The sequence below is a fragment of the Pirellulales bacterium genome (assembly GCA_035533075.1).
Lineage (GTDB): Bacteria > Planctomycetota > Planctomycetia > Pirellulales > JAICIG01 > DASSFG01.
In genome coordinates this window covers 1-14,332 of the sequence record DATLUO010000209.1, presented here as the reverse complement: position 1 = coordinate 14,332, position 14,332 = coordinate 1, and the positions used below count along the sequence as shown (strand labels likewise).

General features: G+C 62.3%; 6 protein-coding genes. All 6 read left to right on the top strand.

What is annotated here, in order from left to right:
• Positions 1–35: 35 nt before the first annotated feature.
• The 6 genes from VNH11_26835 (at position 36) to VNH11_26810 (ending at position 14,328) form a co-directional block, all read left to right on the top strand.
• On the top strand, positions 36–1,181 hold the full coding sequence (locus VNH11_26835) for a PLP-dependent aspartate aminotransferase family protein (GenBank protein ID HVA50011.1): 1,146 nt from the start codon (positions 36–38) through the stop codon (positions 1,179–1,181).
• An 85-nt stretch (positions 1,182–1,266) separates the two neighbouring features.
• Positions 1,267–6,681, top strand: a complete 5,415-nt coding sequence (locus VNH11_26830; GenBank protein ID HVA50010.1) for a protein kinase — start codon at positions 1,267–1,269, stop codon at positions 6,679–6,681.
• Entirely contained in the window at positions 6,674–7,300 is a 627-nt protein-coding gene (locus VNH11_26825) for a sigma-70 family RNA polymerase sigma factor (protein ID HVA50009.1), read from the top strand. The genes VNH11_26830 and VNH11_26825 overlap by 8 nt, the downstream gene beginning before the upstream one ends.
• A 244-nt stretch (positions 7,301–7,544) precedes the next feature.
• Positions 7,545–11,225 (top strand): RHS repeat-associated core domain-containing protein, encoded by a 3,681-nt coding sequence (locus tag VNH11_26820; GenBank protein ID HVA50008.1) that lies wholly within the window; start codon positions 7,545–7,547, stop codon positions 11,223–11,225.
• 1,436 nt (positions 11,226–12,661) lie between these two features.
• Positions 12,662–13,234, top strand: coding sequence for a putative nucleotide-diphospho-sugar transferase (locus VNH11_26815; protein ID HVA50007.1), 573 nt, complete (start codon positions 12,662–12,664; stop codon positions 13,232–13,234).
• A 443-nt stretch (positions 13,235–13,677) separates the two neighbouring features.
• A complete protein-coding gene (locus VNH11_26810) occupies positions 13,678–14,328 on the top strand; it encodes a transposase (GenBank protein HVA50006.1) in 651 nt (216 codons plus the stop codon).
• The last annotated feature ends 4 nt before the right edge of the window (positions 14,329–14,332 follow it).

The following is a 14,332-nucleotide window of genomic DNA, read 5'->3' as shown; positions in this document are numbered from 1 at the left end:
GGCCAAATCCAAAATCCAAAATCCAAAATTGCGCCATGCACTTTCGCACTCGTGCCATCCATGCCGGCCAAGAAGCCGACCGCCAAACGGGAGCGGTCGTGCCGCCCATCCATGTGGCCAGCACCTTCGTGCAGCCGGCCGCCGGAGCCTCGGTCGAGTTCGACTATTCGCGCAGCGGCAATCCGACGCGGAAGGCGTTCGAAACCACGTTGGCGGCGCTGGAGGGCGGCTGCGGCGGATTGGCATTCGCGTCGGGCATGGCCGCCACGCATTGCGTCATGATGTTGCTGGAGAGTGGCGATCATGTCGTGGCCGGCGCCGACATCTACGGCGGCACCTACCGGTTGCTCAATAAAGTGATCGTTCGCGGCGGCGTCTCGGTCTCCCTCGTTCCCACCTCCGATCTCGACGCGGTGAGCAAGGCAATCACCCCTCGCACGCGGCTCGTGTGGATCGAGAGCCCCGGCAATCCGCTGATGTCGGTCACCGATATCGCCGCCTGCGCGCAACTGGCCCACGAGCGCGGCGTGCTGTTGGCCGTCGACAACACGCTCTCGTCGCCGGCCATCACGCGCCCGCTGGAGTTGGGCGCCGACATCGTCATGCACTCGGCCACCAAGTACATCGGCGGCCACAGCGACGTGCTCGGCGGCGCGCTGGTGGTCAAGGACCGCCATCTCTACGACCGGCTGTATTTCATTCAAAACGCGACGGGCGGCGTGCTCGGCCCGTTCGATTCGTTTCTCTGTTCCCGCGGGCTGAAAACGTTGGAACTGCGGGTGCGCGAGCAATCGCGCTCGGCGCTGGCCGTCGCGGAGTTCCTCCGCTCGCGCCCCAAAGTCAAGCGCGTGCTTTATCCAGGTCTTGCCGATCATCCGGGCCATACGATCGCGCAGCGGCAGATGGACGATGGCTTCGGCGCCGTGCTGAGCTTCGAAGTCACCGGCGGCTTTGCGATGGCCAAAAAGGTGGTCGAAAGCACGAAGCTCTTTCAACTGGCGGTCAGCCTGGGGGCCGTGGAATCGCTGATCGAGCAGCCCGCGGCCATGTCGCACGCCAGTTACGATCGCCAGCAACGTCTGGCCGAGGGGATCGGAGACGACCTCATTCGTCTGAGCGTCGGGCTGGAAGCGTTCGAGGATCTCCGTGATGATCTCGACCAGGCGTTGCGCGAAAGTTGAGAGCCCCGTTTCGATCACACGGTTGCGCAACGCGGAACTTGGCATCTAGGACACTGGAGACGATAATGCTTTAAGGAGACGCCAAATGGAATCGCCGGAACTTGCGGGTCGCGGTGAAGACGTGGACCTTGACCTGCGTATCGCGGAAATCCTCGAGAAATGGGAGGCCCGGCGGAATGGCGGCGAAACGCCTGATTTACTGGAGTTGGCCGAAGGTGACGCCGCCTTGGCCGAAAAACTGCGCGAATACACGGAGGTCATGCAGGCGATCGATGCCACGGGCTTCGCATCCCTGTCCGAGCGACCGGTCGAAGCCGTTCTCGTAGAAGCCGATCTGCCGGCCGTATCCGATTTCGCCGTGCTAAAGGAGCTCGGCCGGGGCGGCATGGGCGTCGTCTACGAGGCCCATCAGATTTCGCTCGACCGCGTCGTCGCCCTGAAACTGCTTCCCCTGGGAACGGTCGATCGATCGGCGGGCCAACGCTTTCTGCGCGAAGCGGCCACCGCGGCAAGCCTGCAACATCCAAACATCGTGCCGATCTATGCGACCGGCCAGGCCCCCGGAACGCTGTGGTACGCCATGCAGCGGATCGACGGAGAGTCGCTGGCGCAGTTGATCGCCAGGCACCCCTCGGGAATCGGCTGGCAACGAGTCGTCGAAATCGGCATCATCGCCGCGGAAGCTTTGGCATATGCCCACTGGCAGGGAATCGTGCATCGCGACATCAAGCCGGCCAACCTGCTCCAAGATGCCCAGGGCCACGTTTGGCTGACGGATTTTGGCTTGGCCCGGCGCGACGTCGACGCCACACTCTCGCTCTCGCAGGCGCTGATGGGCACGCCGCGTTACATGAGTCCCGAGCAAATCGCCGGCGCCAGCGAGACGGTAGACCATCGCACCGACCTGTATGGGCTGGGCGTCACGCTCTATGAACTGGCGACCGGGCAAAGCGTCGTCCGCGGCACGTCGCCTTTGGAGGTGCTGGAGAAGATCCGGCAGGAGGAGCCCGTCGCGCCGCGCGCCATCAATCCGAAATTGCCGCGCGCCCTGGAAGTGGTGCTGCTCAAGTGTCTCGAAAAGTCGCCTCGCGACCGTTATGCCACGGCGGCCGACTTGTTAAGCGATCTCAAAGCGCTCCGCGACGGGCGGCCCATCGCGGCCCGCGGTCTGCCGACATGGACCGTCTGGAGCCGGCGTTTTTCGCGCCACGCCAGCCGCGTGCGCCTGGCTGCCTTGGCCGCCACCGTGGCCATCGCCGTCGTCAGCGTCGCGAGCCTGGCGTATCAGCAGTACACGGCCCGCCGCCGCGCCCAACTGCAGATGACTTCCGCCGGCGGACCCTTCGTGGCCGCCATCCGCCGAGCACCGTCGAATCAATCGTCAGCCGAGGAAGTCGTCTCCGTCGCCTTGCCGATGCAGCAACCGCTGCCCTTGGAGGCCGGCGAATACGAGATCGCCATCGCGGCGCAAGGGCGGTTCGGCGAACGCGCGCGCCTGCCGTTGAATCCCGGCGACGTCGCCAGTCCGCGCTACGTCGATCGTCGGCCGGCTCCGCCCGCCCTCGACGTCGACCGGATGTGGATCAGCGAGATCCATTCCGACGGCGAGCCACGGACCACGTTTCTTTTTACGTTGGACAACCGCCAGCTCTCGGTCTATGCCGACGGCGGACGTGAGTGCTTTCGCTTGGAACTGATGCAGCCCGCAGAAAACAACCTACGGGGTGAAGTCGGCGGCGGCAAAGTCGTCCCGGCACTCCGTGGCGGGGGAGTGGTCGCCGAAGGCGACCGGCAACTCCGCCACGGAGTGTCGGAGCTACGGCTGGACGAGATCACGACGACCGCGGAACTTTTTCGGAACGTCGATTTCAGCTATCGCATTGATGCGGGCTTCACCGGCATGCGCCACGCGCGCCGGCCCTACCTGGCCAAGCCGCAGCGTTTCATGCCCGTCGCCGCCGATCTCAATGGCGACGGCGAAGCGGACTTCGTGTTGGCCGCCCGGCTGGAACCGATCGTGGCCGCGCTCGATCATCGCGGCAACCTGTTGTGGGTCAGCCGCGCCGAAGCCGCTCTTCCGCCCGACGCTCCCCCGCCTTGGATCGGCAACGATCAGAAACCCGTCGAGCTCCCCTCGATCCTGCAAATGGCGTTGACGCACGATCACACGGGCGACGGAGTTCGCGACGTGCTTGTGGTATCGATGGCCGTCCGGCCGCCACAATCCGTCTATCCGCAGATCACCTTGCTGAGCGGACGTGACGGCGAGCGCGCTTGGACGACGCCGCTGCCACCCATCAGCGCGGCCAACGGTTCGCGTTGGCCGTTGTCCGGCGTGCTCGAATACCAATCGCGGGAGGTCGACGAATATCGGTACATACGACCGCTGCTGCCGTCTAGCGGCCCCAACATGGTACGCAACGTGATCACCCAAGATCGGCGCATCCAGTGGATCGCCCTGCCGTTTGGGCGCTTGCCCGTAACGCCGTCGATCGAGCTGTTCGACGATGGCGACGAGCAAGCCATCGTGCTCACCGCGGCGAAGGAGGTGCGCCGGTTGGACGTCGCCACGGGACGGCTGCGGGGTCCGATGGCGCTTTGCGCGGCGGCAGCCGAACTGGTGACCTCGCCGCGCACGCTCCGGATGGGAGCAAACCAATCGCCTGGCGTCTTGGTTCAATCCTGTGTGCCTACTATCGGGGCCTTCGGGGCCTTTGCGGGCGAGCAGCTTGCCGTTTTCAGATCTGAGAGCCAAACGCCGCTGTGGAGCAGGTCGCTGGAATTAAAAACCGACGTCGCCAGCGTGGGGCGTGAGAAAAGCGACTTCCCTTTCGTCGTCGATCTCGACCATGATGGAATCGACGACATGCTGGTGGCCGTGGGCGATGGCGGCCTTCAGGCCAGCAAGGAGATTCGGCGCCTCGACGCAGCGACGGGCGACGACGGATGGGAGGCTCCCCTGCGGGCCCGTTGTGCCGAATCGTTGCCGGAGCGAATCTGCCTCGTCGGCGACGTCGATGCCGACGGTGTCGACGACGTGGCGATTGCTTCGCTGTACGGCGAAACGCAACGCGATCGCGCGCAGTCCATTCGCAGCCAGCGCGCCGAGGTCAGTGTGTACATCGACGTGGTCAGCGGTCGCAGCGGCCAGCGCCTGAAGGTTCTTCACTCCATCATCGCCGAGGTCGACAAGTTCACTCGGCTGATGGAAATTGACTCGCTGCGCGCCGTGCCCGATGGCGCCGTGGAAGCGTCGATCGTCTGGGGCGAGCCGCCCGAGCGGCGGTTGGACGGCACGACCGTGCGGTTCTCTCTCGAGCGGGACGAGTTGCCGCTGGCGGCGCACGGACTCACCGCGCTTGCGCGTTTATCGCCGTCGGGCGCCGGCTACTATCTGCAGCGGCCCGGGCCCAACGAGATTGGCCGCGAGTCCGCCGCCTGGATCGACGTCGAAAGCAATCAGCTCCTCGTTTTTGGCTACCAATGGGTGTTGGAGAGTTGGCACAACGCTCGAGGCGAACCGCGGGTGTTGCTCACAGATCGCGACATGAGTCGGATCGCCGCCGTGGATGTTCCCAGCGGACGTTTGCTCTGGCGGCAAGCGATCGCCGGCGGCAGCACTTTACCTTTGGCGCGGCACCTGCGGCTCTCGGACCAGGATTGGCTCTTGGTGCAGACCTCAGACCAGATCCGTATGCGAAGTCGCTGGACCTGCCTTGATGCGGAGACAGGCCGCGTGGGCGCGACGCTTGCGAACCAATCGTTGGGCGGGTTTCATGATGCCGACGCGTGTGAAGGCGGTTCTCAAGAAGTCTTCGTGCTGTCTGGCGCCCCAGGACGTGTTCCATTCACCACCAGCTTCCCCGGCTTCAGCCTGCGGAAGATCGCTCTGGGAACGGCCAAAACCGTTTGGGAAAAGAGCCTCTTAGGCGGCCTGTCGCCGCGCATGCACGCGGAGCATCCGGTGAAGCTACTCGTGGCCGATGTCGATGGCGACGGCATCTCCGACTGTATCGTGCCCGACGGCGGCGCCGGTGGCGATACGGTCCGATTGGTGGCCATATCGGGCCGCGATGGCCGAGAGTTGTGGTCATGCCCCACCGAACTAAAGATTTCCGAATGGCCCAGGAACACCGCTTTGCCCCTGATGGAGTTGGCGCCGTGCCACGATGACCATTCCTGCCTCCTACTGGTCGACAGACGCGGCGCGAACCAATTGGTTGTCCGCCTCCTGCAACTCGCCACCGGGCAAGAGCTCGATGCGAGGACGTATCCGACTCAGTTGCGGAACCTGGTCTATACGGCCAGCGAGCCGGGAATGCTCTCGCTGCAAGTGCATCCCGCCGGCGAAGCGGCGCCGATCGTCTCGCTGGTTGTTCCTCAAATTGATGCGGCGTTCAACCTCGCGATCAAATGTTCGCGGCTCGAGCTTCGCGATGAGCGGCTCCACGAGAGGGTATCAACCACGTACAAATCGGAAAACCAGGCCCTGCAGGTCTATACGTCCGCAGCGGACACGGGCGGGAGCTTGGCAAGAATCGTTCTCACGGGCGGTTCGCTGACCTGCTATCGCGGCAATCCGGACGCGGTCGCGTGGCGGAAAACGCGGCCGCCGGCCGCGGGACGCCAATCGCTGATTGCCACGGCTGATCCGAAGTACATGATCTGGAGGTCAGACGCATCGGACACACTGCTCGATGTTTCCACGGGCCGGACTGTTTACGGCGTTCCGCGAGTCGAACTCAACGACCGCCCCGAGTTCGTGGCCGAAGGCCCGACGCTGTTGATCGAGGGCGCCACGCCGCATCTCGTCCAGCAGCAGCGCGACGGGGTGCGGTTCGTTTCGCCCGGCAGCACAGCGACGGGCGAAGTATCGCCGTCGGCCACAGCCACGCCGGCACCGCTTTCGGCGTCGGCCGCACACGATCCGCGCCACTGGAGAGCCCCAGTTTTCTCGCCCCTGAATAATTCCGATCGGACGTTGACGAACCTCGTCGCAAACATGACGCGAGCGGGAGTGCAGAGCCTGTTTGCCTTTGTCCTCCCGCTGGCGGGCGTCCATTGGCTGATTCGAAAGCGCCGCTTCTCGCTGGCCCAATTGTCGCTGGCGCCCTTGGCCGCGCTGGCCTGCGTGATGACCTGGCGGACGATGCTGGCGGGCAACGAGTCGGGCGGCGATTCGGCCCAGGAGCCATGGTTCGTCGTTTTGTTTACAGGCACGATGGTCGTCATCGCGGCGGCCTTCGTGGTGCGGTGCGTCGTCGAGCGACGCGTTTGGCCGCTCTTCTTGGCGCTGGCCCTGGCGGCGGGCGTCACGGCGGCGTTGCAATGGATTCCGGCGCTGCTGGCGGCCGACGACGTTCGCTACCGGTTAGGCTGGGACGATTTTCTCGCCGGCATGTTCATGGCGCTGATCGTAATGCTTCCACAATTATACCTAACTTGGAGGCTTGTACAATTTCTCGCCAAACGTATTCGACCGCGAGGAACCCATGCCTGACGAAGTCGTGCCGGATGAGGTGCTCCGCGCGGAATGCGAGCTTTCGTCCAGTTGGTCGATCGGCCCGCTGCGGCCGTGGCTGAAGATGGTCGCGGAGCGTGAGCTACCCGCCAGCTTGCGTGGGCGGGTCGAGGCGTCGGACATCGTTCAGCAAACCCTGCTCGATGCCTGGCGAGGTTTGCACGGCTTTCGCGGCACGACGCAGGCCGAACGTCTGGCATGGCTGAGAGCGATCCTGCGGCGGGTTGTCTTGCAACAGGGCCGTTCGCGCTTTGGCACACAAAAGCGTGGTTGCGGCGGTGAGCGTCTGCAAAGCGAGCTGGACCTGACCGATTCGCGAATTGAATCGTTGGCCGGCGGTGGTCAGCCGACCCCGGCCGAACAAGCGGCCACCAACGAAGCGTCACTGCTATTGGCCAAGGCCATCGAAAACCTGTCGCCCGGCGACCAGCAACTCATTCGTTTGCGGCATTTCGAGCAACTCAGCCACGAACAGATCGCCGAGCAACTCGGTTGCGCGCCCGCCACGGTACGCATGCGCTGGGTCCGCGCGCTGCGCAAACTGCGCGAACAGTTCGTCGATGAAAGCGGACGTACTCCTTCAGGCGGGTCAAAATGAGGACAATCGCTAAAGCTGGTGGCAAAGCGAAATGCAAGGATCGCCGCCGCCGCGCGGCCGCCGGGGCAAAGCCGGTCTATGGCAGGAAAAAAGTCGATCCCCCGGCCCGCGTCACCACAACCTGATATTTGGTCCATGTGTCTCGATAACAGGGGCCTGAGTCCAGGTCTATTATGCCATCCCCGCGAGCGGCAGCGGCTCCAAAGGCGTCAACTATAACGAGACCGATTTCGCTTACGACGGCATGGGCCGCCAAAACAAGGCCGTTTCGCCGGGCGGCACGATCACGCGGATGGTCCACGACCCGCGCAATCTCGTGCTCTCGGTTTACGTCGGCACCAACGACACCGGCGCCACCGATAGCGATCCGACCGGCGGCGGAGCATCGGGCAACAACATGCTGGCCGTGCAGGTCAACGTCTACGACGGCGGCTCGGGCGGCGGCGACGGCAACCTCACCAAGCAGACGTTGCCCGTCGATGCCAATTCGGCCGACGACCGCGTCTGGACGTTCCAATACGACTGGCGCGATCGCCAGACACAGGCCACCGCGCCGCAAGATTATTATACCGTCAACGCCTTCGACACCCTCGACCGCGTGACGCAGGTCGATCACTATGACCAAAGCACGAACAACCTCATTGCCAGCAGCCAGACGCTCTACGACAATCGCGGCCGCGTCTACCAGTCGGTGCGTTACGCCGTCGATCCCAGCACGGGCACGGTCGGCAACAGCCTGACCGACAATTCCTGGTTTGATCCGGCGGGCAACGTCATCAAGCAGCTTCCTTCGGGCGCTAACACCTTCACCAAGCACGTGTTGGACAATCTGGGCCGAGAGACGACACGATACGTTGGCTACGATCTGAGCGCTGGCGAATCGAGCTATGCCAGCGCCTCCAGCGTGACGGACGACACGATCGTAGAGCAGACCGAAATGACCCATGACGCCGCCAGCAACGTGATCCAGACGGCCTTCCGCCAGCGGTTCCACAACGCCACCGGCACCGGTTCGCTTACCTATCCCGGCGGCAGCCAGCCACAGGCTCGGGTCACTTATGTCGCCATCTATCCGGACGCAATTGGCCGCCAGCAGGCGCAAGCGAACTACGGCACCAACGGTGACGCCACCTTCACGCGTTCGGCGACCATTCCGGCGCGTGCCGACACCGTGCTCGTCAGCTCGACGCTCTACAACAGTCGCGGGGAAGCCTACGAATCGATTGACCCGGCGGGCCTGGTCAGCCTGCTCACCTTCGACGACGCCGGCCGCAAGACGCAGCTCGTCGTCAACCCCGCCGGCAGTTCCAGCAGCTCGAGCAGTTCGTCATCGTCCAACCTCCCCGTCTCGGACGACAAGAACAATACGACCGAGTGGAGCTACACGCCCGACAGCCTGATTGCCACCGTGACCGCGGTCAACTCCGCCACCGGCAATCAGGTCACGACCTATAACTACGGCAGCACGCTGGCCGCCTCCGACATCGCGCGAAACGATCTGGTCGTCTCGGTGGTCTATCCCGATTCGTCGAGCGACAGGCTGAGCTATCTCTATAATCGCCAGTCGCAAGTCAAGCAGCTTACCGACCAGCGCGGGGTGGTGCATGCCTACGATTTCGACCTGCTGGGCCGGCTGATTCACGACCGCGTGATCTCCTTCCTGGCCAGCTCGAGCAGCTCCAGCAGCGGTGGACATGCCATCGATGGTACGGTGCAGCGGATCGAGCGGACCTACGAGGTCCGCGGCATGCTGGCCAGCGTGGAGAACTACAGCACCCCCGTCGTGGGCGGCGGGAACCTTGTTACCGGCGTCTACTTCTCCTACAATTCATTCGCTCAACTGACGACGGAGACCGACGATTACCCAGCGTTTATCTACTCGTGGAGCACGAACTATGCGTACGCCGACGGCTCGGCCAACACCATTCGGCGGACTTCGATGACCTATCCGACCGGGCGAGTGCTCAATTACAGCTATGGCACGTCCGGCGGCATGGACGACGCCCTCGGTCGCGTGGCCAGCCTGATCGACAACGATGGGGTCACGCACCTTGCCGACTACACGCGGCTGGGCCTCAACACCTTCGTGCAGCTCGCCTACGCGCAGGCTTCGACCACTTGGTCGCTGATCAACGGCAGCGGCAGCGATCCCTACACGGGCTTCGACCGGTTCAATCGCGTGGTCGACAACCGCTGGTTCAACAGCGGCACCAGCGCCGATCTCGATCGCATCCAGCACGGCTACGACCGGGCCAGCAACCGTTTGTGGCGGCGCAACACGGTGGCCGATGCGGCCAGCGCCAAGCTGGACGAGCTTTACGCCTACGACGGCCTCGAGCGCCTGGCCGAGGTCGAGCGCGGCCAGCTCAACGGCACCAACAACGGAATCGTTTCCGGCACGCAGGACCTCTTTCAAGCCTGGGGCCTCGACGCCACCGGCAACTGGAACGTCATCCAGCAGCAGGACAACATCTATGGCAACACGTCGGACACCCAGACGCACAACAAGGTCAACGAGATCACGACCAGCGCGAACCGCGGGCCGGTGGTTTACGACGCGGCGGGCAACACCACCCAACTGGAGGTGGCGAACGCGAGCCAGAACAACCTGACCTATGACGCCTGGAACCGGGCGGCCTCTGTTTCAGTCCAGCCTCTTCTCTACGACGGGCTGGGGCGGTTGGCAATCTACGCCTCGAATTACAGCTACTTTTATTCCGACTCCTGGCAATTGATCGAGCAGCATGACACCACGAGTCAGTACCAGACGCCGGAGCGGCAGTGGGTTTGGGGGCTGCGCTACATCGACGACCTGGTGCTGCGCGACACCATCGATTACACGCCCAATCGGCTGTACGCCTTGCAAGATCCGAACTGGAATGTGACGGCGATCGTCGATACGACGGGCACAGTGCAGGAGCGCTACGCCTACGACGGCTACGGCATGCCGGCGTTCATGAACGGCAATTTTTATCTCATCAACTACGGCTTCAATTCGGACTTTGACTGGGAGACGCTCTTCGCCGGCTACCGTTACAACGCGGGCTGGGGCCTCTACCTCGTCCGCAACCGCTGGTACGGGCCCTTCGTCGGCCGATGGTTGACGAGGGATCCACTCGGCTACGTCGATTCGCCGCACCAGTATGAGTACGCGCGTGGGAGTTCACTTAACCTTGCTGATCCGCTTGGTCTTCTCGAATGCGACTGCAAGGGCCGATGCGGCGGGCTAACCGATTTTGCGACCGCCTTAGACGCCTATATCAACCGTCAGATTAAGATTGCCCTGAAGCGGTCAAAGAAACCAGCGGGCCGTGCCCCAAGTATCGAGCTTTGGTACCTTCTCGCGAAGGATACATCCGTGTCATACGCCACTACGGGACGAGGTCGCTACGCCCTACCGATCACCAAGATTGAAAAGTGGATCCACATGAACACGGAGGAGGGGTCGGTAATCGCTGGACTAAACAAGGACATGAAAGTACGATTTAACAAGACGACTACTGCAGATTGTATGCTGTTGGTGTGCAATGGCCAGCGGCTATGCGTAGGATCCGATAAGATTGGACATTTTTTCCAACAAGGCTACATGGGCTTTGAAATTCAACAGGCCATGGGCCCAGGGTATGCCTATCCGTTTTTCCTTTGGACCGAAGGTAAAATTAGGGAACTAGAGCACACGGTCCGGTTCCAAAAACAACTGAAATGGCTTGAAACAGCGGACTTCGTCTTTTTTCCTAGTAGTGCCCCGGAACCCTTAAGAGGCTTTCGGAGAAAATGGGGCGGGCGCCTCGACACAGCAGAATCGGGCGCCGATATAGAGGCGAATCTGGCGGGAATCAAGTTCTGGGAGGAGTTCGGACAAGGCAAGGTGCCCAGCGGTGCTTTTTCGATTTGCAAGTATGTGACGAAGGACTGGGTAGAATAGCATGATGTGGCACGCGCAGGGCGGATCTCGCCACTTTAATTGGCTTCTCGATTTTCCTTTGGTAGCACGCGACAATGAGACGGAGACGCTTCCAGTTTAGTTTGCGGCGGCTACTGGCCGCCACGGCGACGGCCGCGCTGTCACTGGCTCTGGTGACTAGTATCAACTATCCGATCGCGGAGATCTCGTGGAATTTGCTTTGCACGTTCCTGGTCGCCTCGCTCATGATCGGGCTGACAATCGGGGTTATCGCATGTGAAAGGTGGAAAACTATCGCGATCAGTGTGGCTGTTTGGGGATGTTTCGGCGTTGCATTCGATATTTTCCTCTGTTGGATGTCGGACGTTGCAAGGGATCTCGGAGGATCGTAAGGGGCAGGAAAAGGTGCCGGGGCGTCTAAAGGGAATGGCGAAAAGGTGTCAGGAACCGTTGTTTTGGCAAACGGTAGGGAGAGACTAGGATAGCCCAGCCAAATAGCGCTTCGATATCACCGGCACGGCGCCCGCCTCGGTCGCCAACTCGGCCCTCATGCTGTCTTGCAGCCGCCTGTGTTTCAATGCAAGACGTGCGGCCATGTGACTGCAACGCCCCGCGCGTTGAAATTACCCAGCCTCCGCAGTCGCCACATGCAACCCGCCTTACAGTGCCGTGTCTGTCAGGCGCTCGGAATCGGTCAAAATGTATCAAGAAAGCGTTCCAAAAACTAAGTGTCCAAACCGGATCGGAAAAGGTGCCAGGAACCGTTGTTTTTGGCACGGTTCCGGGGTGACGAGCAGGGCGCGGCCAAATAGCTCTTCGGACATCAGCAGCATGGCGCGCGGCGACTTGGGCGTTGGGTCGGCCCCCTCGTGGCAGTTTTTGCAGTCCCATGTGTCTCGATAAGCAGGGGCCTGAGGCCGCCTCAGCCCACAACTGTCTGCCCATTGAGATTTAACCCCAACTTCCCAACCGACGCATCCAATCCGTCTTCCACTGCCCGTGAATGTCAGGCGCTCTGAGGCGGGCGACCGGAGGCGCCATTTCGCTCTCGGCCGCGATCAGTCTACTGCCCGTGAATGTCAGGCGCTCTGAGGCGGGCGACTGTCTCACTATCGTGTGCCAAAAACTAAGCCGGAAAAGGTGCCAGGAGCCGTTGTTTTGGCAACGGTGCCGAAAGACGGAGCATGGCGCAGCCAAAATAGTTCTTCGACATGACATGACCGCCGTGGCGCGCGGCGCCTTCGGCGTTGGCTCGGCCCTCATCGCTGTTTGCACCTCGTGTGTCTCGGCACAGGGACAGCGGGCCCGACGGCTGCACTTCCCGGACCATTGAAATCGCCCAGCCTACGCACCCCGTGCATCCAATCCGTCTTCCACCGCCATGTGATATCAGGCGCTCGGAATCGACCGACATGTATCATTATGGTGTGGCAAAAACTAAGTGTCCCGACCACGTTATGAAACTCGCCTTCCTTACGCTTTTCTGCGGCGAAGAATTCTCCCGCATGGCCGCCGTCGTCAATCCGGCAAAAAGCCGCTATTGCGATCGCTTCGGCTACCAGGGCACCCACGATGGTCCCAACGCCGGGCTGTTCTTCATCCGCAACTCTGCCTGGTCGTTCCAGTTTATGCACGCGATCTACCAGCACGAACAGTTCATCCATCACCCCTGGTGGGAGCAAGCGGCCATCATCGAATTGCTCAACCGAGAGGATGTCCGCTCGCACGTGCAGGTCTACCCGCTGGGCCAGCGGCAGGGCGGCTTTCATGGCTTTCGGATCCACGACGATTGGGGCTCGATCTTCATCCATCATGCCAGCCTGCGCGGCCCTGAACGGTTGACATTGATTGAAAACCTGGTCCGCCTGGCCGAGCTGCCGCCCGCCTTGCGGCTACACACACGCGCCGCCCTCGGCCCGCTGCTGAATCGCCTCCGCCTGCTGGTACAAGCGGTTGCGCGACGACTTGCTGTTCGTAGTGGAACGGGCGTCCGCCGGGAGATGAGGCCACCGGGCGTGCTGAAACATTGAGCAATGCCGCCACGCGGCCGCCGGTGCCGATCGGCTTCCGCAAATTTGCGTAAGCCGATGAAACACGGGATTTTTGCGTATCGCGGTCCCAAGCCAGCCGCGCGGTAGAACAGAGGCAGCGGCGCAGAGGCAGGTTTTTTCAGCAGATCCATCCCAAGCCAGTCAGGAGGTAGAACAGCGGGAACGGGCAAGCACCCATGAATGGAGCCAGCGGTTGGCTGACGCGACCGGCCGACGAAATTTTTTCGTGCGGGGTGGAAAAGTTGGGACGACAAAAGCGTATTGCTTCGTAGCGGGAAAGAAAGCGGTTACTGAGGACATGGCCTCTGACCCTGAAAAGGGGATAAGACCCTGAAAAGGGGATAAGGCCCATTATTGACAGGATGGGCGGCACCGTGTACTGTGAGGGGCACGCAAGAGCTGCTCGCGTCGCCCCTGGTGGCATGGTGTTTCACGTCCTCAATCGCGGCAACGACCGCGGAGAGATCTTCGACGATCGCGCCGACTACGAAGCCTTCTTGCGCGTGATGAAGGAGACCCAAGAGCGTGTGCCGATGCGGGTTTTGGCCTACTGCCTGTTGCCCAACCACTGGCACTTTTTGCTTTGGCCGGTCAACGACGGCGATTTCGGAGCCTTCATGCAACGGCTGACGACGACCCATGTGCGCCGTTGGCACCTGCACCGGCATAGCGTCGGACGCGGCCACCTCTACCAGGGGACCTACAAGTCATTTCCGGTTCAGGACGACGATCACTTTTACACAGTGACCCGGTACGTGGAACGAAACGGCCTCCGCGCCAGGATGGCGAAGACGGCTGAAGAGTGGCCGTATAGCAGCCTGGCCCAGCGCGCGGGCAAACAAGGGGTAGATGATGCGCCGGAATCGTCGGCATGGCCGGTGGTCCGACCGCGGAATTGGGCGGCGTGGGTGAAGCAGCCGCAGACAAAAGCGGAACTAGAAGCAGTGCGACTGTCGGTGAGCCGCGGTCAGCCGTTTGGCGACGAGACCTGGCAGCGGCGGACAGCGGAACGGTTGGGCCTGGAGTTTACGCTCAACCCCCGCGGACGGCCTCGAAAGGCCACGGTTACCTAGCAAA